The following is a 21,139-nucleotide window of genomic DNA, read 5'->3' on the forward strand; positions in this document are numbered from 1 at the left end:
CGGAGCGAGACGACGTGGACCATTCCGCCGCCCGGGGCGCCGCAGCGGCCCCTGAAGAGCCCGGACAACTGCGTGCGGTGCTCGTGCTGTCGGCCGGCACCGGCGGCATCGGCGCCCATGTGCGCTCGCTCGCCCTGGGGTTGACCGCCCACGGGGTGACCGTCACGATCTGCGCGCCCGAGGCCGCGGACAGCCGGTTCGGCTTCTCCCGCACCGGTGCGAGGTTCCACCCCGTCGACATCACCCCGACCGCGGGCGCCCGCAGCGACGCCGCCGCGATCGGCGAGCTGCGCCGCGCGTTCACCGGCGCCGACGTCGTCCACGCGCACGGGCTGCGGGCCGCCCTGCTCTCCGACCTGGCGCTGCGCACCGCAGGACGCTTCCCCGGCCTGCGCCCGGAGACCCCGCTGGTCGTCACCTCGCACCACGCCATGCTTGCCACCGGCATGGAGCGGCGCCTGCAGCGCCTGATGGAGCGCCGGGTGGCGCGCGCGGCCGACCTGGTGCTCGGGGCGTCCTCGGACCTCGTCGCACGGGCCCGGGAGCTCGGCGCCACCGATGCGCGGCTCGGCCCGATCGCGGCCCCGCCGCTGCCGCCGGCCGGCCTGGACCGCGAGGCGGCCCGGGCGGCGCTCTTCGGCGGCAAGGACGAGCCGGAGCGGCCGGTGGTGCTCGCGATCGGCCGCCTGGTGCCGCAGAAGGCGTTCACCCTGCTGCTGGACGCCACCCCGCCGCTGGCCGACCTCGACCCGCTGGTGGTGATCGCCGGCGACGGGCCGGACGCGCAGGGCCTGCGGGAGCGGATCGCCGCCGAGGAGCTGCCGGTGAGCCTGCTGGGCCACCGGACCGACGTGCCCGACCTGTTCGCCGCCGCCGACGTGGTGGTGGTGTCCAGCCGCTGGGAGGCGCGCTCCCTGGTGGTGCAGGAGGCGATGCGGGCCGGTGTGCCGGTGGTGTCGACCGCGGTCGGCGGCGTGCCGGAGCTGGTCGGCGACGCCGCGGTGCTCGTCCCGTACGGCGACGCCGCCGTGCTCGCCGGGGCCGTCCGTGCGGTGCTGGGCGACCGGGACCGCCGGAAGGTGCTGGTCGAGGCCGGCCGCCAGCAGCTGGCGACCTGGCCCGACGAGGCGGCGACCGTCGCCCAGGTGCTGTCGACGTACGACGAGCTCGTGCAGCGCGGCTGAGCCTTTGCCGGGCCGCACGAGCCCGTGGGTCAGGCCTGCGGTTCGTCCGCGGCCCGGCCCGCGCCGTACGCGCCGCCGCAGGCGGTGAGCCGCAGCGCGGTGTCGATCAGCGGCACGTGGCTGAACGCCTGCGGGAAGTTGCCGACCTGGCGCTTGGCGACCGGATCCCACTCCTCGGCGAGCAGGCCGACGTCGTTGCGCAGCGCCAGCAGCCGGTCGAAGAGGTCACGGGCCTCGGAGACCCGGCCGATCATCGCGAGGTCGTCGGCCAGCCAGAACGAGCAGGCGAGGAACGCACCCTCGTGGCCGCTCAGGCCGTCGACGTTCGCGCCCTCCTCGGAGTGGGTGGGGTAGCGCAGCACGAAGCCGTCCTCGGTGGACAGCTCCCGCTGGATCGCCTCGATGGTGCCGATGACCCGCTTGTCGTCCGCCGGGAGGAAGCCCATCTGCGGGATGAGCAGCAGCGAGGCGTCGAGCTCCCGGCCGCCGTAGTACTGGGTGAAGGTGTTGCGCTCCGCGTCGTAGCCGCGCTCGCAGACGTCGGCGTGGATCTCGTCGCGCAGGGCCTTCCAGCGTTCCATCGGGCCCTCGGTGGCGGTGTCCTCCAGCAGCCGGATGGTGCGGTCGACGGCCACCCACGCCATCACCTTGGAGTGGACGAAGTGCCGGCGGGGGCCGCGGACCTCCCAGATGCCCTCGTCGGGCTCGCGCCAGTGCTTCTCCATGTAGGTGATCAGCTTCAGCTGGAGCTGGTGCGCGTGGTCGTTGCGGACGAGGCCGGTCATGTGGGCCAGGTGGAGGGCCTCGACGACCTCGCCGTAGACGTCGAGCTGGAGCTGCCCGGCGGCGCCGTTGCCGACCCGCACGGGCTGGGAGCCCTCGTAGCCGGGCAGCCAGTCGAGGGTCGACTCGGTGAGCTCGCGCTCGCCCGCGATGCCGTACATGATCTGCAGGTTCTCCGGGTCGCCGGCGACGGCGCGCAGCAGCCACTCGCGCCAGGCGCGGGCCTCCTCGCGGTAGCCGGTGCGCAGCAGCGAGGAGAGGGTGATCGCCGCGTCGCGCAGCCAGGTGTAGCGGTAGTCCCAGTTCCGCTCGCCGCCGATGTCCTCGGGCAGCGAGGTGGTGGGGGCGGCGACGATGCCGCCGGTGGGGGCGTAGGTGAGCGCCTTGAGGGTGATCAGCGACCGGATCACGGCCTCCCGGTAGGGGCCCTGGTAGGTGCAGTGGGCCACCCACTCCCGCCAGAACCGCTCGGTGGCGGCGAGGGCGTCCTCCGGTTCCGGCGCGGCGGGCGCGGCGAGGTGCGAGGCCTGCCAGGTGAGCGCGAACGCGATCCGCTCACCCTCGGTGACGGTGAAATCGGCGTAGGTGGTGAGGTCGCGGCCGTACGTCTCGGCCTCGCCGTCGAGCCAGACGGAGTCGGGGCCGGCGACGGCGACGGTGCGGTGGCCGCCGTCGGGCTGCTCCACGCGGTGCACCCAGGGCACGACCTTGCCGTAGCTGAAGCGCATGCGGACGGCGGAGCGCATGCGGACGCGGCCGGTGACGCCCTCGACGATGCGGATCATCTGCGGCACGTCGGGCGTGCCGAGCAGGTGCCGGGGCGGCATGAAGTCGATCACCCGGACGGTGCCGCCCTGGGTGTCCCACTCCTGCTCCAGGATCAGCGAGTCGCCGCGGTAGGTGCGGCGGTCCGCGGGCACGGCGGGGGCCGCGGCGGTGGGCGGCGGCACCCGGAGCTCACCGGTGTCGGTGACGTGGCCGGCGGCGGGCGGGGCGGCGGGCCGGTCGGGCACCTCCTCGGCGGGGCCGATCCGCCAGAAGCCGTGCTCGTCGGTGCCGAGCAGGCCCGCGAACACGGCCGGCGAGTCGAAGCGGGGCAGGCACAGCCAGTCCACCGCCCCGTCCCTGCTGACCAGGGCAGCGGTCTGCATGTCCCCGATGAGTGCGTAGTCCTCGATACGGCCGGCCACGTGGGTCTCCAGTTCGCGATGTGGCTGCGTCGACGGCGGGGCTCTGCGGGGCCGGAGTCGCCCGTCCGGCCTGGGGCACTCGCGAGGTCCGTGGGGTGGCGGAAAGGCTCGTGGAGTGCCCGTACGGGGCCTGGTCGGCCCCTGGCCGAGGCCCGGGCGCTGGGGTGGGACGGGGAGGATTCCGGTCGCGCATCGGGGACCGAGCGGAGTCGACCCGACCCCCTCGCCCTCCGCGTGCTGCTGTCGGCGATGCGTCCGTGCAGAATACGTCGGCCGGGGGTCCCACGGCACGCGCAGGGACGATCCCCGGGCGTACTCGCACCGAACTGACCAGCCCGGCTGGTCCGGCCGGGGGATCCCGGGTGATCCGTACGAGCCATCCGGAGCTGATCACTCCACCCGGTCCGCGGCGCGCGGGGGAGGCGCGCCGCCCCGGGCGGGACCGCGTCCCGCCCGGGGCGCTGATACCCTGGTATCCCGTGGACCGGTGGGAAGCGCACAGCTGAGGACCCCCCGACCGACGACTCGACGACCCGCCGGACCTCCGGCGTGCACTGCGTCGACGCGGACGCCAGGGAGGTCCGGCCACCGGAGTCACCCTCGACACGCGACCCACGGGAGCCCCCTCTTGGCACAGCCCCATTCCGGCAAGTCGGCCACCGGCCGCGCCGTGACGACCAAGCACCTCTTCGTCACCGGGGGTGTCGCCTCTTCGCTCGGCAAGGGGCTCACCGCCTCCAGCCTGGGCGCCCTGCTCAAGGCCCGCGGCCTGCGCGTGACGATGCAGAAGCTCGACCCGTACCTCAACGTGGACCCGGGCACGATGAACCCGTTCCAGCACGGCGAGGTCTTCGTCACGGACGACGGCGCCGAGACCGACCTCGACATCGGCCACTACGAGCGGTTCCTCGACACCAACCTGCACGGGTCGGCGAACGTCACGACCGGCCAGGTGTACTCGACGGTGATCGCCAAGGAGCGCCGCGGCGAGTACCTGGGCGACACCGTCCAGGTCATCCCGCACATCACCAACGAGATCAAGTCCCGGATCCGCCGGATGGCGACCGACGACGTCGACGTGGTGATCACCGAGGTCGGCGGCACCGTCGGCGACATCGAGTCGCTGCCGTTCCTGGAGGCCGTCCGCCAGGTCCGCCACGAGGTCGGCCGGGACAACGTCTTCTTCGTGCACGTCTCCCTGCTGCCGTACATCGGCCCCTCGGGCGAGCTGAAGACCAAGCCGACCCAGCACTCGGTGGCCGCGCTGCGCAACATCGGCATCCAGCCGGACGCCATCGTGCTGCGCGCCGACCGCGAGGTGCCGCAGGCCATCAAGCGCAAGATCTCGCTGATGTGCGACGTCGACGAGGAGGCGGTGGTCGCGGCCATCGACGCCAAGTCGATCTACGACATCCCGAAGGTGCTGCACGGCGAGGGCCTGGACGCGTACGTCGTGCGCCGTCTCGACCTGGCCTTCCGCGACGTCGACTGGACGGTCTGGGACGACCTGCTGCGCCGGGTCCACGAGCCCCAGCACATCGTCAAGGTCGCGCTGGTCGGCAAGTACATCGACCTTCCCGACGCCTACCTGTCGGTGACCGAGGCACTCCGTGCCGGAGGTTTCGCCAACAACGCGCGCGTCGAGATCAAGTGGGTCGCCTCCGACGACTGCCTGACCCCGGAGGGCGCGCAGGAGCAGCTCGGCGCCGTGGACGCGATCTGCATCCCCGGCGGCTTCGGCGACCGCGGCGTGGACGGCAAGGTCGCCGCGATCACCTACGCCCGCGAGAACCGCATCCCGCTGCTGGGCCTGTGCCTGGGCCTGCAGTGCGTCGTCATCGAGGCGGCCCGCAACCTCGCCGGCCTGCCCGAGGCGAACTCCACCGAGTTCGACGCGGCCGCGAAGTACCCGGTCATCTCGACGATGGCCGAGCAGCTCGCGATCGTCGACGGCAAGGGCGACCTCGGCGGCACCATGCGCCTGGGCCTCTACCCGGCGAAGCTCGCCGAGGGCTCGATCGTCCGCGAGGTCTACGACGGCGAGCAGTACGTCGAGGAGCGCCACCGCCACCGCTACGAGGTCAACAACGCCTACCGCGCCGACCTGGAGAAGACCGGCCTGCAGTTCTCCGGCCTCTCCCCGAAGGGCGACCTCGTGGAGTACGTCGAGTACCCGCGCGAGGTCCACCCCTACCTGGTCGCCACCCAGGCGCACCCGGAGCTGAAGTCCCGTCCGACCCGCCCGCACCCGCTCTTCGCCGGGCTGGTGGCGGCGGCCATCACGATCAAGACCGACGCCCAGCAGTAGGCCCGGACCACGGACGGCGGTCGTGCGGATTCCCCCGCACGGCCGCCGTCCGGCTGTTTCCGGGGCGACACGGGCGCAGGCTGAGGGGGCGTCGGGTTAGATTGTGTCGTACTGACGAAAAGGGGAGTGCGTGATGGACTTTCAGCAGCAGATCAGGGACGCGGCCGAGCAGTGGCCCGTCCGTGCCGGCGAGACGCCCTTCAAGGGCCGGGTCACCGGGGTGCGCACCGAGGAGGTGCACATGCCCGACGGCTCCTGGGCGCGCCGCGACTACCAGACCCACCCGGGCTCGGTGGCCGTGCTCGCCGTCGACGACCGGCAGCGCGTCCTGATCCTGCGGCAGTACCGCCACCCGGTCCGCCAGCGCCTGTGGGAGCTCCCCGCCGGCCTGCTGGACGTGCCCGGCGAGAACCCGCTGCACGCCGCGCAGCGCGAGCTGTACGAGGAGGCGCACTGCCAGGCCGGCGGGTGGCGCGTGCTGGTCGACTTCTACACCTCGCCCGGCGGCACCGACGAGGCCCTGCGGCTCTTCCTCGCCACCGACCTCTCCGAGGCCGACGGCGAGCGCTACGCCGCGCACGGCGAGGAGCTGGAGATCGAGACCGCGCGCGTGCCGCTGGCCGAGCTGGTCGGCCTCGTGCTCACCGGGGCGCTCCACAACCCGACCCTGGTCACCGGCACCCTCGCCCTGCACGCCGCCCTCACCGGCGACGGCCTGGACGCCCTGCGGCCCGCCGACTCGCCCTGGCCGGCCCGGCCGTTCCGCAGCGAGTGACGCCGCCGCTTGATCCACCGGGGTGATTCGCCGGTTGGTAGTACCGGATGTCAGCCCGGCCGGACCGCCCGCGCGAACTACGCTTCCGGCACGGGGCCCCGTCCGGGCCCCGGCATGCGGGTGACCGACGGGAGCTGGCGCGGGTGGCGAGGAAGACGGCGACCATGGACGACGAGCGGTCCGGCGGCCGCGCCCCCGCCCCGGCCGCGGCGGACGGCCTCCCGGCCGGGCCCGCCGTCTTCGCCGGGCGGCGGGCCGAACTCGCCGCCCTCGCCACGGCCGCCGGCCGCAGCACCGAAGGCCGCGGCCGGCTCGTCGTCCTCGCCGGCCGGCCCGGCTCCGGGCGCACCGCCCTCGCGGTGCGGTACGCCCGCTCGGCCGCCGCGCAGTACCCCGACGGGGTGCTCCACGCCCGGCTCACCGCACCCGACGGCAGCCGTACGCCGCCCGGCCGCGCCGCCCGCCGCCTGCTGGAGCAGCTCGACGCGGTGCCGGCCGGCCTGCTGCCCGAGGGCGGCCCCGAGGGCGTCGACGAGCCGGCCGCCACCGCACTGCGCGCCGTCCTCGCCGAGCGGCGCGTCCTCCTGCTGCTGGACGACGTCCGCGACGCCGCCCAGCTGCGGCCGCTGCTCGGCACCGGGCCGGGCTCCCTGGTGCTGGCGGTCACCACCGGCCCGCTCACCGGCATCGAGGCCGTCGACCCGGTGATCATCGGCGGCCTCGACCAGGCGTCCGCCGTCGGCCTGCTCGGCGACCTCGTCGGCGGCACCCGGGTCAGCTGCGACCCGGTCGGCGCCGGCGACCTCGCCGAGGCCTGCGCCTGCCGCCCGGCCGCGCTGCGGCTGACCGCCGTACGGCTGCGCGCCGACGCCCGCGCCGCCGTCACCGACGCCGTCGCCGAGCTCGCCGCAGGCACCCGCGAGCGTCCCGCCACCGCCGGCCCCCGCGACACCGGCCCCGCGGCGGGCGACCGGCCCGCCGAGGACACCGCCGCCGGCCCGGACGCGGAGGAGGAGCGGCGCCGCGCCCGCGCCCTCCTGCCGGAGGACGCGCCCGTGCCCGTACCCGACGGCGACCCGCTCGGAGCGGCGTTCGAACTGCTCTACCGCACCCTGCCCGCCGCCCAGGCCCGCATGCTGCGCATGCTCACCCTCGCGCCCTGCCAGCTCGCCGACCTGCGGACCGCCTCCGCGCTGGCCGGCTGCCCGGCGCCGGAGGCCGCCGCCCTGCTCGACCGGCTCGCCGAGCAGGAGCTGCTGAACGCCGAGGCGCCCTCCGGCGACGGCACCCCGCGCTACCGGGTGCCGGGCTGGCTGCACCCCCGGCTGGTCGAGCTGCGCGCCGAGGCGGACCGCCCCGCCGAGGTCGAACTCGCCCGCGCCCGGCTGCTGGAGCGCCTCGTCCGGATGGTCGACTCGGCGCAGGCCCTGCTCGCCCCCGGCGACGGGCCCCGGCCCGACCCGCTGCCCGGCGCCCTGCGGCTGAGCGGGGCCGGGCACGCCGCCCGGTGGCTCGACGAGGAGCGCGACCAGCTCCTCACCGCCGTCGGCGGCGCGATCGGGCACGGCGACCTCGACGGCTCCGCAGGGCGCCTGGTGGCCGCGCTGCTGCGCGCACTGCCGCTCACCGAGGCCACCGCCCCCGCCGACCTGCACCGGCTGCACGAACTCGTGCTGGAGGTCGCCGAGCGCGGCGCCGCGCCCCGGCGGGCCGCGGCCGCCCTGCTCAACCTCGGCGACCTGCAGGCCGCGGCCGGCCGCTGGGAGCGCGCCGCCGCGCGGTACCGCGACGCCCTGGACCGGGCGCGTGCGGCGGGCGACGACGCCGGATGCGCCCGCGCGCTGGAGAGCGCGGCCGGGTGCTACCGGGCGCTCGGCGACCCGCTGCGCGCCGGTGACTGGTACGGCCGGGCGCTGGCGCTGCGGCAGCAGGCCGGCGACGCCCCGGGGGAGGCCCGGCTGCTGGCGCGGGTCGCCGAGGCGCACTCCGCGCAGCGCCGTTTCGAGGAGGCGCTGCGGGAGTACCGGGCCGCGCTCGGAATGCTCCGCCGGCTCGGCGACGACCGGGGCGCGGCCTCGGTGGGGCACGCCCTGGACCGCCTCCAGCGGCAGCTCGCCGGCGAACTCGACCACCCGATTGCGGAGTAGTGTCTGATATGCGTGATTCGTTGGCCTATGGGGTGGCCGACACCTTGCAAGCCTACGAACCTGCCAATGAGTCCGGCTGATTTAGTCACTTTGGAAGGCTGACGTATCTGCTGGGCTTCATTACACTCGACAGCAGTCGCGCAGCGAACCGTGCCCCGGCGTTCTCCGGAGGCTTTCCCCGCGCGCGCCGCCCGCCGGTCTTCCCCCGGCCGGGCCCCCCAGGCAAGAGGGACGTGTTCAGTCGTGAAGGTCGGCATCCCCCGCGAGGTCAAGAACCACGAGTACCGCGTGGCCATCACGCCCGCCGGCGTGCATGAGCTGGTCCGCAACGGACACGAGGTCTTCGTCGAGGACAACGCCGGTGTCGGCTCCTCGATCCCCAACGAGGAGTACGTGGCCGCCGGCGCGAGCATCCTCCCCACCGCCGACGAGGTGTGGGCCACCGCCGACCTCCTGCTGAAGGTCAAGGAGCCCATCGCCGAGGAGTACCACCGCCTCCGCAAGGGCCAGACGCTCTTCACCTACCTGCACCTCGCCGCGGACCGCGCCGGCACCGAGGCGCTCGTCGCCTCCGGCACCACCGCGATCGCCTACGAGACCGTGCAGCTCGCCAACGGCGCCCTGCCGCTGCTCGCCCCGATGTCCGAGGTCGCGGGCCGCCTGGCGCCGCAGGTCGGCTCCTACCACCTGATGCGCCCGGCCGGCGGCCGCGGCGTGCTGCCCGGCGGCGTGCCCGGCACCCACCCCGCGAAGGCCGTGGTCATCGGCGGCGGGGTCTCCGGCTGGCACGCGGCCACCATCGCCATCGGCATGGGCTACGACGTGACCCTGCTCGACCGCGACATCAACAAGCTCCGCGAGGCCGACAAGATCTTCGGCACGAAGATCAAGGCCATCTCCTCCAACTCCTTCGAGCTGGAGAAGGCCGTCCTCGACGCCGACCTCGTCATCGGTGCCGTGCTCATCCCCGGCGCCAAGGCCCCCAAGCTCGTCACCAACGAACTGGTCTCCCGCATGAAGCCGGGCTCCGTGCTCGTCGACATCGCCATCGACCAGGGCGGCTGCTTCGAGGACTCCCGCGCCACCACGCACGCCGACCCGACCTTCCAGGTCCACAACTCGGTGTTCTACTGCGTGGCCAACATGCCGGGCGCCGTCCCGAACACCTCCACCTACGCGCTCACCAACGCGACGCTGCCCTACATCGTCGAGCTGGCGAACCGCGGCTGGAAGGAGGCGCTGCGCCGTGACGCGGCCCTCGCCAAGGGCCTGAACGTCCACGAGGGTCAGATCACCTACGCGGCGGTCGCCGAGGCCTTCGACCTGGCCTCCGTCCCGCTGGAGAGCGTCCTCGCCTGACGCCGGACCGACCCCGTACGCCCCCGGCCCGCAGTGTGCGGGCCGGGGGCTTCGGCGTGCCCCGGTGCCGGCCGGGAGCCCCCCGCCGGTGCGGTGACCGCCTGGTGGACGGCCGGTGTCAATTCATGTGCGTCGTGTCACCCGCCCTGCGGACCCGGCCGGTGCGGTCACCCTCCCGTGGGTGGCGCCCGCCGTGGAATCGTCAGGGGCCCGGGGGTGCGCAAGCCTTGACAGAAGGCGGTCCGGGAGCCGACACATCATGCCCACTACCGTGGATTGTGTTGCTGCGAACGCCTGGAACGGCCTAGAGTCGCAAATCGTCGGCATGCTGCCACGCTGACGTATCGACATAGAGTCCTGGAAGCCCAAGGAGGTAAGACGACTTGTGAATGAGTCGACATTTGCTCCCGGGGGTGGTCAGCCAGGACTGGCGGAGCGCGCCTCCGGACAGCCGAACGACGAGTACGCCCGGCAGTCCACGGTGGGCACGGTGGAGGTCGGCTCGGTCGCGGTCCGCACCTTCGAGGCCCGCCAGCACGCCGCCCAGGTGCCCGGCGACTACGACGCCGAGCTCGCCTCCTACGGCCTGGCCTACGCCGACCTCGCCTACGGTCCCTACGACGACCCGGACGCCGAGTACGAGCCCGACCCGGAGTACGCCGCCACCCTGGCCCCCGACGCCGCCCGGCAGCGCCGCGAGCGCGTCGGCCCGACCGGCCGCCCCCTCCCGTACTTCCCGATCCCCGCACCGCTGGCCGAGCACGGCCCCGCGCAGATCGTCGCGATGTGCAACCAGAAGGGCGGCGTCGGCAAGACCACGTCGACCATCAACCTGGGCGCCGCGCTCGCCGAGTACGGCCGCCGGGTGCTGCTCGTGGACTTCGACCCGCAGGGCGCGCTCTCGGTCGGCCTCGGCGTCAACCCGATGGAGCTCGACGTCACCGTCTACAACCTGCTCATGGAGCGGGGCCTGACGGCCGACGAGGTGCTGCTGAAGACCGCCGTCCCCGGCATGGACCTGCTGCCCTCCAACATCGACCTCTCCGCCGCCGAGGTGCAGCTCGTCAGCGAGGTCGCCCGCGAGTCCGCACTCGCCCGGGCCCTCAAGCCGCTGCTGCCCGACTACGACTACGTCATCATCGACTGCCAGCCCTCCCTGGGCCTGCTGACGGTCAATGCCCTGACGGCGGCTCACAGCGTCATCGTCCCGCTGGAGTGCGAGTTCTTCGCGCTGCGCGGCGTCGCGCTGCTCACCGAGACCATCGAGAAGGTCTGCGAGCGGCTCAACCCCGACCTGCGCCTCGACGGCATCCTCGCCACCATGTACGACTCCCGCACCGTGCACAGCCGCGAGGTGCTGGCCCGGGTCGTGGAGGCCTTCGGCGAGCACGTCTTCCACACCGTCATCGGGCGCACCGTCAGGTTCCCCGAGACCACGGTGGCCGGCGAGCCAATCACCACGTACGCCACCAACTCGGTCGGCGCCGCCGCCTACCGCCAGCTCGCCAGGGAGGTGCTCGACCGGTGCCGCCCCGCCGAGTGAGTCTCCCGGGAGCCGACGAGCTGTTCCGGACCACCGGGGGGATGGCCCTGTCGCCCTCGCTGAGCCGGCCGGCCGAGGCCCCCCGAGCGGAGACCGCCCGGCCCGCCGACCAGGGCGCGCCGGAGGGCGGCACCACCCCCGCGGGCGCCGAGGCCGCCCAGCAGCAGGCGGCCGCCGAGGCCGCCCGCCGGCACGCGGCCGCCGAGGAGCAGGCCGCCGAGCAGCAGCGCAGGCCGCGGCCGCGCAACCGCGCGGCACGACGCCCCTCCGGCCGGGAGCGGCACGACGAGAAGATCACGGTCTACGTCTCCGCCGAGGAGCTCATGGACCTGGAGCACGCCCGGCTGGTGCTCCGCGGCGAGCACGGCCTCGCGGTCGACCGCGGCCGCGTGGTGCGCGAGGCGATCTCCGTCGTGCTGGCCGACCTGGAGCAGCGCGGCGAGGCGAGCATCCTGGTGCGGCGCCTGCGCGGCCGCTGAGCCGCCGCACCGCACCACCGGCAGAACCGGCCCGCCGCACCGAACCGCACCGCACCGCACTGCACTGCACCGACGGCCCGCCGCTCACCGCGCCGGGCGTGTCGCGGGCCCACCGGGCCCCGGGCACGGCCCCGCCGGGCGAAGATGGTGGGGCCATGACGAGCCCGACCGAGCCCCCGCCGCCGGCCGCCTCCGCGGCCCCGGCCCAGGCCCCCGCGGACGCCCCGCCGCCCCCGGACACCGCCGGCCCCGGCGCGGGGCACGGCGGCTTCCTGGTGCGGCTCGACAACTTCGAGGGCCCCTTCGACCTCCTGCTCGGCCTGATCGCCAGGCACCGGATGGACATCACCGAGATCGCCCTGGCGAAGGTCACCGACGAGTTCGTCGCGCACATCCGGGCCATGGGCCCCGGCTGGGACCTCGACGCGGCGACCGAGTTCCTCGTCGTCGCGGCCACCCTGCTCGATCTCAAGGCCGCCCGGCTGCTGCCCGCCGCCGAGGTCGAGGACGAGGAGGACCTCGCCCTCCTGGAGGCCCGTGACCTCCTCTTCGCCCGGCTGCTGCAGTACCGCGCGTACAAGGAGGCCGCCGCCGTCCTCGCCGAGCGCTGGGCCGCCGAACAGCAGCGCCGCCCCCGCACCGTCGGACTGGAGCCCCACCACGCCCTGCTGCTGCCCGAGGTGGTCATCACCCTCGGCCCCGAGGGCTTCGCCCGGCTCGCCGCCCGCGCGATGACGCCCAGGCCCCGGCCCGCCGTGTACGTCGACCACATCCACACCCCGCCGGTGAGCGTCCGCGAACAGGCCGGAGTGGTCGTCGACCGGCTCACCGCGCTCGGCAGCGCCACGTTCGGCAGGCTGGTGGAGGACGCGGAGAACACCCTGGTGGTGGTGGCCCGGTTCCTCGCCCTGCTGGAGCTCTACCGCGAGCGGGTGCTCGACTTCGAGCAGCCCGACGCGCTCGGCGAGCTGCTGGTGCACTGGGTCGCCGAGGCGGACCGGCAGGTCGAGGTCACCGACGAGTTCGACCGGCCGCCCGGAGAAGCCGCGGAGCCCCGTACGGACACGGACCCCGCCGGAGGGGCCGGCAAGGACGGAGAGTGACAGTGAACGGTGAGCACCCGCGCCCCGGACGGCGCACCCTCGGACTGCCCGGCCAGGCCCGCCCCGACGAGTGGCAGGAGCCCGTCTACGGGCCGGAGGGGGACCAGGGCGACCCGGACCGCCCCGCCATCCCCGCGCCCGCCGCAGAGCCGCCCCAGGAGCCCGGGACCGGCCCGGCGGGGCCCGCCGTCCGGTCCGGCGCGGCCGCCGCCCCCGCGGAAGCCCCCGCCGGCCCCGCCGCGGACACCTCCGAACCCGAGCCGATGCCCGACCCGGCCCCGCTGCCCCGGCCCGAACCCGAGCCCGACCCGGTGCCGGACCGGCCGGAGAAGGAGGACGGCCCCGCCGCGGCCGCCGCGGAACCGGAGGTGCCGCTGCGGGCCGCACTGGAGGCGATCCTCATGGTCGTCGACGAACCCGCCACCGAGACCCACCTCGCCTCGGTGCTGGAGCGCCCGCGCGCCGAGGTCGCAACCGCCCTGCGCGAACTCGCCGCCGAGTACGAGACCCAGGGCCGGGGCTTCGACCTGCGGCTCGTCGCCGGGGGCTGGCGTTTCTACACCCGCGCCGACTGCGCACCGGCCGTCGACCGCTACGTCCTCGACGGCCGGCAGACCCGCCTCACACAGGCCGCGCTGGAGACCCTGGCCGTCGTCGCCTACCGGCAGCCGGTGTCGCGCAGCCGGGTCTCAGCCGTCCGCGGTGTGAACTGTGACGGCGTGATGCGTACCCTGGTACAGCGAGGACTGGTGGAAGAGACCGGCTCCGAGCCCGAAACAGGTGCGATCCTGTATCGGACGACGAACTACTTCCTGGAACGGACTGGGCTGCGAGGCCTGGACGAGCTGCCCGAGCTCGCGCCCTTCCTGCCCGAGGTCGACGACGTGGAAGCGGAGTCCCTCGAAGGCACGACGATCGCGGAGGCGGTCGCCGCCGCACACGCGGACGGCGGCGGTGACGAGGCGAACCGGTCTGTGTCTGACCGGTGAGGGGGCGGTGAGGTCGGCCGGGCACGACACGCACACCCACGACGGAACACGACGTACGGACATTTTGATGCGCAGCAGTGGCAACGGCAGGAACAGCAGCGGCGGCGGACAGGGCCGGGGAGGCCAGGGAGGCCAGGGACGCGGCGGACAGGGCGGGGGCCGGAGCGGCGGCGGCTCGTCGTACGGCGGTAGCAGCGGTGGCGGGTCGCGTGGCGGCTCGTACGGCGGTGGCAGCAGCAGTGGCGGCGGGTCGCGTGGCGGCTCGTACGGCGGTGGCAGCAGCAGCGGTGGCGGGTCGCGTGGCGGCTCGTACGGCGGTGGCAGCAGCAGTGGCGGCGGGTCGCGTGGCGGCTCGTACGGTGGCAGCGGTGGCGGTCGGAGCGGTGGCGGCTCGTACGGCGGCAGTGGCGGGGGCCGGAGCGGTGGCGGCTCGTACGGTGGCGGCGGGCGGGGCGGTTCCTCGGCCCCGCGTCCGAGCGACCGGCGTGACGACCGTCGCGACGACCGCAGGGACGACCGTCGTGAGGACCGGTACCCCGACCGTCCGCTGCGTCCCGAGGAGCGGCGCTACGACCGCCCCGAGTTCGGCGGCGGTCCCCACGCCTACCCCGGCCGCACCAGTGCGAGCCGCCGTCCGAGCCCGGCGCCGAAGCCGCGCCGCGAGGGCCAGGGCGCCCCGGGCGACCCGCGGCGCCAGCCGCAGCGCTCGCGCGAGCTGCAGGCCAAGATCGAGGACGCGGTGCTGGCCCGGCACGACAAGCCGGTGGTGAAGACCCCGAAGACCTTCGGCGAGCCCGAGGGCGAGCGCCTGCAGAAGGTGCTCGCGCGGGCCGGCATGGGCAGCCGCCGGGCCTGCGAGGAGCTCATCGAGCAGGGCCGTGTCGAGGTCAACGGCAAGCGCGTCACCGAGCAGGGCAAGCGTGTCGACCCGGAGAACGACGAGATCAAGGTGGACGGCCTGACGGTCGCCACGCAGTCGTTCCTGTTCTTCGCGCTGAACAAGCCGGCCGGCGTCGTCTCCACCATGGAGGACCCGGACGGCCGCCAGTGCCTGGGCGACTACGTCACCAACCGTGAGACCCGTCTCTTCCACGTCGGCCGGCTCGACACCGAGACCGAGGGCATCATCCTGCTCACCAACCACGGCGAGCTGGCCCACCGTCTCACCCACCCCCGGTACGGCGTGACCAAGACCTACCTCGCCGCGATCCAGGGCCCGATCCCCCGCGACCTCGGCAAGCAGCTCGCCAAGGGCGTGGAGCTGGAGGACGGCTACGCCCGGGCCGACAGCTTCAAGGTCATCTCGAACGTCGGCAAGAACTACCTCGTCGAGGTCACGCTGCACGAGGGCCGCAAGCACATCGTGCGCCGCATGCTCTCCGAGGCCGGCTTCCCGGTGGAGAAGCTCGTGCGCACCCACTTCGGCCCGATCGCCCTCGGCGACCAGAAGTCGGGCTGGCTGCGCCGCCTCACCAACCCGGAGGTCGGTCAGCTGATGCACGAGGTCGGACTGTAGCCACACCTTCGATTCGAAGGCCTCCCCTCCGTTCGGCGGGGAGGCCTTCCGGCTGTTCGGCGGGGAGCCCGTGTGAACCTCGCCCCAGCCGCTTGTCATGATGTGGATCTGTGGCGCAGGATGGCCACCGGACGTCGGGTCGACGAGTGGCGGAACTGCGCCACGGAGCCGCCGGCCGCATGGGGGAAGGAGTGGCGTGCTCGACGCATTCGGAGCGCTCGGCCTGGGACGGCCGGACGGGCAGGTGTACGCGGCCCTGGTGGTCACGCCGCAGTCCACCGCCGAGGAGCTGGCCGGCCAGTGCGAGCTGACGCTGCAGCAGAGCCAGGAGGCGCTGGACAGGCTCGCCGAGCAGGGCATGGCCACCCGCGCCCCGGTCGACCGGGAGCGCTACCTCGCCGTCGCGCCGGACGTGGCCATCGGCACCCTGATCGGCCACCGCGAGGCGGAGCTGCGCAGCGCCCGCGCCGAGATGCACCGGCTGATGGACGCGTTCCGCGAGGCGTCCCGCTACACCGACCCGGCGCACTCCGTGGAGGTGCTCACCGGCGGTGAGGCCATCGCCCAGCGGCTGGAGCACCTCGTCGACACCAGCCAGTACCAGGTGCGCGGTTTCGACTGCCCGCCGTACATCCAGGACCCGACGGCCCAGATGCCCCGGCAGCGTTCCAAGCTGAAGGCCGGCGTGCGGTTCCGCACCGTCTACGACAAGGACGCGGTGGCCTGGCCCGGCCGGCTGGAGAAGGAGATCCTCATCGGCGTCGAGGACGGCGAGGAGGCCCGTGTCCGCCCCGCGCTCCCGATGAAGATGATGATGTCCGACGACAAGATGGCGATCATCCCGATCACCGTCGGCGACAGCGTCCTCGACGCCGCCTACGTCATCCACCCCTCGGCGCTGCTCCAGGCCCTCGACGCGCTCTTCGAGGCCGAGTGGGAGCGGGCCGTGCCGCTGCAGGCCGCGATCGGCGACGGCGAGGCCGACCAGGGCCCGGAGGCCGACCACCGCAAGCTGCTCGGCCTGCTCGCGGCCGGCCTCACCGACGAGTCGATCGCCCGGTCGCTCGGCTGGAGCGCCCGCACCACCCAGCGGCGGCTGCAGAGCCTCATGCGGCAGCTCGGCGCGACCACGCGGTTCCAGGCCGGCATGGCGGCCCGCGAGCGCGGCTGGCTCTGAGCGCACGGCCGGCCCGGGGACGCGCCGCCGGAGTCGGCCGGGCGGGTCGCGCCGACCGGACCGGGTGCCGGGACGGGGTGCCAGGACCGGGCCCGGCCCGCGGCGGCCCCGCGCGGCACCCCGCGCGGGCCTGCCGTCAGCTCCAGGGCAGCAGCAGGGACCAGCTGCCGTCCCCGCCGCGTTCGAGCTTCTCCAGCCCCACCACGGCGGTCCGGTTGAGCCGGCCGTAGATGTGCGGGAACAGCACGTCGGGGTCGGCTCCGGGCGGCGGCGGGCCGGAGGGGGCCTCCCACTTCACCATCGGCTCGACGAGCTTCTCCTCGACCAGCAGCGCCATCAGCGGGTCGGGCGTGTCGGCGAAGAAGAGGTTGGCCACGGCCAGCGCCGTCCGCTCGTCGGGGGAGCAGTGGATGAAGCCGTCGGTGAGCAGCGAGGCGGCCGCGTACGGCCGCCCCGGGTCACGCAGCCAGTCGTCCAGCGGGGCGAGATGGTAGATCATGGGTCCTTTGTACCGGAGTCGACGGGCCAAACCCGGGCGGCTCCGGCGGCCGCGTCACAGGCCCGCCACCTTCGACGCGGCCGACACCTCGTAGACCAGCGTGAGGGTGCGCCGCCCGCCCGGCGGCAGCAGGACGTCCCAGCGGACGACGCCCTCGGCGTCCACCTCGTCCGGCGCCGGTGAGCACGCCTCCTTGCGCAGCCGCACCTCCACCGCCGACACCTCGGAGACCGGGATGCGCTCCCGGACGGCCACCACCTGCTCGTCCTGCTCGTCCGGGCCGGAGAACCGCGACACGTGCAGACGGACGGTGCGGGTCACCACGGTGCGCTGGGCCAGCCCGGCGGAGCCCCGGCTCTCCTCCGTCGCGCGGACCACGCGGTAGCCGTCCGAGCTGCCGAAGGCCAGCTCCGCGGGGGCGCCGGGTGCCGTGAACAGCAGCGCGCCCCGGCCGGTGAACCCGCTGCCCTGCACCAGGTCGACCGGGCCGGCGAGCAGTGCGTGCCCGGCGTCGTTGCGGAACCGCACCACCTGCGTGACCAGCGGCGACAGCTCCGGCGCGGCCGCGAGACCGCCGGCCGCCGCGGTGTCGAACGAGGTCAGCGGCACCCGGTGGGCCCGGCCGTCCGAGGGCACGGAGGCCGGGGCGGGCGCCCGCAGCACCCGCACCTCGCCGCCGTCGTCGACGCCCGGCAGGCCCTCGTCGGACGGCCCGGTGGAGCCGATGGCCTCCTCCCGCAGCTCGACCTCGACCGTCCGCCGCTCCTCGCCGGTGCGCTCGCGCAGGCTCAGCACGTCCTCGGTCAGCCGCGGCGGCTCCGACGCGAGCGCGGACCGCGCCGTCGACAGTGTCAGCCGCACCCCCGACCAGTCCTCGCCGGTGCGCTGCCACACCACGGCGTCCGTCTCCAGGGTCAGCCGCCCGTCCGCCAGGGTCGCCCGGTAGGCGGGCCGCCACAGCGCGCACGGCGTCAGGTGGCTCACCCGCAACGGCACCGGGCCGGCCGTGTCGGTCTCCACCGTCAGCTCGACGTGGGCGACCAGCTCGGCGGGCTCCTCCTCGGCCTCCTCCAGCGCCCGCTGCGCGGCGGCCAGCTCCTCGGCGAGCAGGTCGGTCCGCGCCCGGGCGGCACGCAACTGCTCGCCGTACGCGTCGCGTTCGCCGTCGATCCGGTCGAGCTCGCGGCTCCACCGGGCGCGTTCGGGCTCGCCCCGGCCGGCGCCCTCGCCGACCTCCCGCAGCAGGTCCGAGGCGAGCTGGGCGAGCAGGGAGAGCCTGGCCGCCAGGCGTTCGGCCAGCCGCTCGGCGGCCTGCCCCTCCTGTTCCAGGGCGTGCACCCGGCGGCGCAGCGGCGAGTCGTCCCCGGTGGGCGGCAGCGGCGCGCGGGGTGTCCAGCTGCGGACGATCCGGGCGTCCAGGACGCGGGCAGGGCCGTCCGGCTCGGCCCGCAGGGAGCGGTCGACGGCGAGCGCGGAGACCGGTCCGAGACGGAGCCGGGTGACCCCGGCGGCGAGGTCGGCGACCGCGGTGCGCTCGATGTGCGCGCGGTCCTCCAGGCAGGTCACGGCGGTCACCGGCAGCGGCAGGACGGCCTGCGCGGCCCGCGCGGGTGGCGCGGCCGCGGGCGGCGGGGTGACGGGGAGCGGGGTGGCGGGTGTGGCGGTCATGGTCAGCTCCTCCGGTTGCCGCCGACGATGGCCTTGCCGGCCGGGATGCGGATCTCGTAGCCGCCGTCGAGGGCGGTGGTGCCGCCCGCGGGCAGCTCCACGCGCCAGCGGCGCGTGCTGGCGGGGTAGGCGTCGGTCGGGTGGTCCGGGGCGGTCCAGGCTGCGCGTTCCTCGATCCGCACGTCCGTGTCGGCCGAGACCGGCACGCGCTCGCGCACCTCGACGGTGACGGCGTGCGACAGCCGGTTCGCCAGCTCCACGTGGATGCGGTGGTCGAGCACCGTGACGTTGTTGCGCAGACCCGCGGTCGACTCGTGCAGCTCGGTGCGGCGCGACACGCGGACGGCCTCCGCCTGCCCCAGGCCGACCCGGCGGGCTGCACCCGGTGCGAGGGTCGGCAGGGCGGAGGTCAGCAGGTGGTCGCCGTCCGCGGTGACCTCCACCGGGCCGGCCAGCAGGGCGCCCGCGCTGTGGTTGGAGAGCACCAGGGTGGCGTACACGGCCTCCTCGACCGCGGGCACGCACACGTACTCGGTGCGCAGCGACACCTCCATCGCGCCGACGGTGACGGTGTGCCAGGTGCCGTCCGAGGGGATGTCGGCCCGCGCCCCGGCGTCGTACCGCTGGTCGAACGAGCCCGCCGACACGCGCGGCCGCACCGCGTGGGCGGGCAGCGGCAGGGCGGACACCGAACGGGCCCGGTTCTCCTGGAGCACCGTCGCCGCGTCGTGCACCGCGTCCGGGACGAGCAGGCCGCGGCGGTGCGGCGTGTCGTCGGGGCCGTTCAGCACCAGGCCCGCGTAGTCCAGCTGGGACTCCGACGGGCCGGGCGGCGGCAGCACCTCCGGCAGGGCGTCCGACTGCGTCCCGAGCGGCGCCCCGGGATCGGCCGGGGCCGCGGCCGTGCTGCGGGCGCGCAGCGCCGGGGCGGGCGGCGGTGCGCCGTACGCCTGTGGCGCGCCGTACGCCTGCGGTGCGGGCGCACCCGGCGGCGCGCCGTACGCCTGCGGTGCGGGCGCACCCGGCGGCGCCGGCGCGGCGGACGCCATGGGGGCAGCCATGGGGGCCGCCATGGGGAACGCCGCGCCGGCCGGGGCGGGAGGCGGCGGCGGGACGGGCACCGCCATGCCGATCAGCGTGTCGCCGCCCCGCTCGGAGCCGCCCGGCCCCGAGCCTCCGAACCCCGGGCCTCCGAACCCCGGGCCGCCCAGCGCGCCGCCGCCCGGCCGTCCTGCGCGGCCCGGCCGCGGCGCCGACGCGACCGGCCGCCGCGCGCCGCCGAACTCCGGCTCCGGCGGGCGGCCCGCCGCGTCGTACCCGGCGAAGAGGTCACGGAGCCCGCCGGGAGGCTCCCGCCAGCCCGGCGGCGCCGGCACCGGCTGGCGGCGGCCGATCCGCAGCGAGCGCAGCTTCGGCAGGTCCGTCCGGCGGTGCAGGTCGGCCGTCGACAGGCCCACCCGCACGCCCGTCCAGTCCTCCCCGGTGCGCTGCGCGAGCTGTGCCCGCAGCAGCAGCGTGCCGGAGTCGTCGCCCTGCCGGTACGTCAGCCGGTACGTCGGCACCCACACGGCGCCGGGCACGCCGTACTCCAGCTCCAGCCCGACCTCGGTGCCGTCCGGCACGCCGTCGAGCGTGACCAGCGCCGTGCGGGTGAGCGCCGTCGGCTCCGCGCGGTCCGCGGTCGACGCGCGGGCCAGTGCGTCGATCGCGACGGCGAGCGCGTGCTCGGCCAGCCGCACCTCCTCGGCCAGCAGCGCGGCACGCGAGTGGAGCGCGGTGAGCCGTTCGTCGACGAAGTCGGCCAGCTCCAGCCAGGCGTCCGCGGGGACACGGCGGTGCGGTTCGTCGGGCTGCGGCGCCGGAGGCACCGCCCGGACGCCGGCGATCTCCGCGATCCGGGCGTCCTGCCGGGCGGCGCGGCCGCGGGCCGCGTCGACGGCGTCCCGGGCGCGCTCCACCCGCTGCTGCAGCTCCGGCAGGTCGGTGCGGTCGAGCAGCTCCGCCTCGGACTCCAGCCGCACCGACGTCACCCGCGCCCCGCCGGACAGCACCGACGCACGCAGCGACGACGCGTCCGCCACCCGCGGCAGGCCCGTCAGGCGCACCCGGCCGTCCGCCGGAACCGTTCCCCGTGCGCGGCGCCGGCACAGCGCCCCGCTCGCGTACACCACCACCGAGTCGAGCACCGACTCCCAGCGTCCTGCCGCCGTCTCCGCTGACACCCCGTCCTGCCCCCTTCGTCCGTCCCGTGAGCCCGGGGCGCCCAGTCTGCCCCTGCCGCCGCCGCGGCGCGCCGGATTTCCCCTGCGCGTCGGGAGAGTGGACGGCGGCGGGCCCTCGGCGGTTGCGCGGCAGGCCCCGCAGGCCGCGGACGGCCGCGGACGGCCCCGGGCGGCCCGGGGGCGGCGGGCCCGGGCGG

15 protein-coding genes are annotated in these 21,139 nt (G+C 75.3%); 11 read left to right on the plus strand and 4 right to left on the minus strand.

Going from position 1 to position 21,139, the window contains the following annotated elements:
* Window positions 1–14: 14 nt before the first annotated feature.
* A complete protein-coding gene (locus tag SNE206_RS02395) occupies window positions 15–1,184 on the plus strand; it encodes a glycosyltransferase family 4 protein (protein WP_407911631.1) in 1,170 nt (389 codons plus the stop codon).
* Between the two features lie 29 nt (window positions 1,185–1,213).
* Here SNE206_RS02395 and SNE206_RS02400 read toward each other — a convergent pair whose 3' ends face one another.
* Entirely contained in the window at window positions 1,214–3,157 is a 1,944-nt protein-coding gene (locus SNE206_RS02400) for a glycoside hydrolase family 15 protein (RefSeq protein WP_407911632.1), read from the minus strand.
* Window positions 3,158–3,785: 628 nt separating this feature from the next.
* Between SNE206_RS02400 and SNE206_RS02405 the strand changes: the two genes are divergently transcribed.
* The 10 genes from SNE206_RS02405 to SNE206_RS02450 all read left to right on the plus strand — a co-directional run bounded on the left by SNE206_RS02405 (window position 3,786) and on the right by SNE206_RS02450 (window position 16,553).
* Window positions 3,786–5,465, plus strand: coding sequence for a CTP synthase (locus tag SNE206_RS02405; RefSeq protein WP_407911633.1), 1,680 nt, complete (start codon window positions 3,786–3,788; stop codon window positions 5,463–5,465).
* A 133-nt stretch (window positions 5,466–5,598) separates the two neighbouring features.
* Window positions 5,599–6,240, plus strand: coding sequence for an NUDIX domain-containing protein (locus SNE206_RS02410; RefSeq protein WP_405011029.1), 642 nt, complete (start codon window positions 5,599–5,601; stop codon window positions 6,238–6,240).
* 164 nt (window positions 6,241–6,404) lie between these two features.
* A complete protein-coding gene (locus SNE206_RS02415; protein ID WP_407911634.1) occupies window positions 6,405–8,387 on the plus strand; it encodes a tetratricopeptide repeat protein in 1,983 nt (660 codons plus the stop codon).
* A gap of 243 nt (window positions 8,388–8,630) precedes the next feature.
* Entirely contained in the window at window positions 8,631–9,746 is a 1,116-nt protein-coding gene (ald, locus tag SNE206_RS02420; RefSeq protein ID WP_407911635.1) for an alanine dehydrogenase, read from the plus strand.
* Window positions 9,747–10,131: 385 nt separating this feature from the next.
* Window positions 10,132–11,289: a ParA family protein gene (locus tag SNE206_RS02425; protein WP_407911636.1), complete on the plus strand. Its 1,158-nt coding sequence runs from the start codon at window positions 10,132–10,134 to the stop codon at window positions 11,287–11,289.
* Between the two features lie 41 nt (window positions 11,290–11,330).
* Window positions 11,331–11,768, plus strand: coding sequence for a hypothetical protein (locus SNE206_RS02430; RefSeq protein WP_407911637.1), 438 nt, complete (start codon window positions 11,331–11,333; stop codon window positions 11,766–11,768).
* 155 nt (window positions 11,769–11,923) lie between these two features.
* Window positions 11,924–12,871, plus strand: a complete 948-nt coding sequence (locus SNE206_RS02435; protein ID WP_407911638.1) for a segregation and condensation protein A — start codon at window positions 11,924–11,926, stop codon at window positions 12,869–12,871.
* A 401-nt stretch (window positions 12,872–13,272) separates the two neighbouring features.
* Window positions 13,273–13,860, plus strand: a complete 588-nt coding sequence (gene scpB, locus SNE206_RS02440) for an SMC-Scp complex subunit ScpB (RefSeq protein ID WP_407911969.1) — start codon at window positions 13,273–13,275, stop codon at window positions 13,858–13,860.
* A gap of 67 nt (window positions 13,861–13,927) precedes the next feature.
* Window positions 13,928–15,376, plus strand: a complete 1,449-nt coding sequence (locus tag SNE206_RS02445; protein ID WP_407911639.1) for a pseudouridine synthase — start codon at window positions 13,928–13,930, stop codon at window positions 15,374–15,376.
* A 196-nt stretch (window positions 15,377–15,572) separates the two neighbouring features.
* Complete coding sequence (locus SNE206_RS02450) at window positions 15,573–16,553, plus strand: helix-turn-helix domain-containing protein (RefSeq protein WP_405011022.1); 981 nt, start codon at window positions 15,573–15,575, stop codon at window positions 16,551–16,553.
* Window positions 16,554–16,689: 136 nt separating this feature from the next.
* On the opposite strand, the gene SNE206_RS02455 is transcribed toward SNE206_RS02450, so the two are convergent.
* The 3 genes from SNE206_RS02455 to SNE206_RS02465 are packed head-to-tail and all read right to left on the minus strand — an operon-like array spanning window position 16,690 to window position 20,942.
* The gene (locus SNE206_RS02455) at window positions 16,690–17,052 is read right to left on the minus strand and encodes a DUF952 domain-containing protein (protein ID WP_407911640.1); all 363 of its coding nucleotides are present in this window, start codon (window positions 17,050–17,052) and stop codon (window positions 16,690–16,692) included.
* A 54-nt stretch (window positions 17,053–17,106) separates the two neighbouring features.
* On the minus strand, window positions 17,107–18,720 hold the full coding sequence (locus tag SNE206_RS02460; RefSeq protein WP_407911641.1) for a mucoidy inhibitor MuiA family protein: 1,614 nt from the start codon (window positions 18,718–18,720) through the stop codon (window positions 17,107–17,109).
* A gap of 2 nt (window positions 18,721–18,722) precedes the next feature.
* On the minus strand, window positions 18,723–20,942 hold the full coding sequence (locus SNE206_RS02465; protein WP_407911642.1) for a DUF4139 domain-containing protein: 2,220 nt from the start codon (window positions 20,940–20,942) through the stop codon (window positions 18,723–18,725).
* Between the last annotated feature and the right edge of the window lie 197 nt (window positions 20,943–21,139).

The sequence above is a fragment of the Kitasatospora sp. NE20-6 genome (genome assembly GCF_045862635.1).

What these genes read in the sequence shown, in the direction of transcription:
- SNE206_RS02415 (WP_407911634.1), top strand. Translation starts at nt 6,405, where the DNA reads ATGGACGACGAGCGGTCCGGCGGCCGCGCCCCCGCCCCGGCCGCGGCG.
- SNE206_RS02460 (WP_407911641.1), bottom strand. Translation starts at nt 18,720, where the DNA reads ATGACCGCCACACCCGCCACCCCGCTCCCCGTCACCCCGCCGCCCGCG.
- SNE206_RS02455 (WP_407911640.1), bottom strand. Translation starts at nt 17,052, where the DNA reads ATGATCTACCATCTCGCCCCGCTGGACGACTGGCTGCGTGACCCGGGG.
- SNE206_RS02435 (WP_407911638.1), top strand. Translation starts at nt 11,924, where the DNA reads ATGACGAGCCCGACCGAGCCCCCGCCGCCGGCCGCCTCCGCGGCCCCG.
- SNE206_RS02430 (WP_407911637.1), top strand. Translation starts at nt 11,331, where the DNA reads ATGGCCCTGTCGCCCTCGCTGAGCCGGCCGGCCGAGGCCCCCCGAGCG.
- SNE206_RS02445 (WP_407911639.1), top strand. Translation starts at nt 13,928, where the DNA reads ATGCGCAGCAGTGGCAACGGCAGGAACAGCAGCGGCGGCGGACAGGGC.
- SNE206_RS02410 (WP_405011029.1), top strand. Translation starts at nt 5,599, where the DNA reads ATGGACTTTCAGCAGCAGATCAGGGACGCGGCCGAGCAGTGGCCCGTC.
- scpB (WP_407911969.1), top strand. Translation starts at nt 13,273, where the DNA reads ATGGTCGTCGACGAACCCGCCACCGAGACCCACCTCGCCTCGGTGCTG.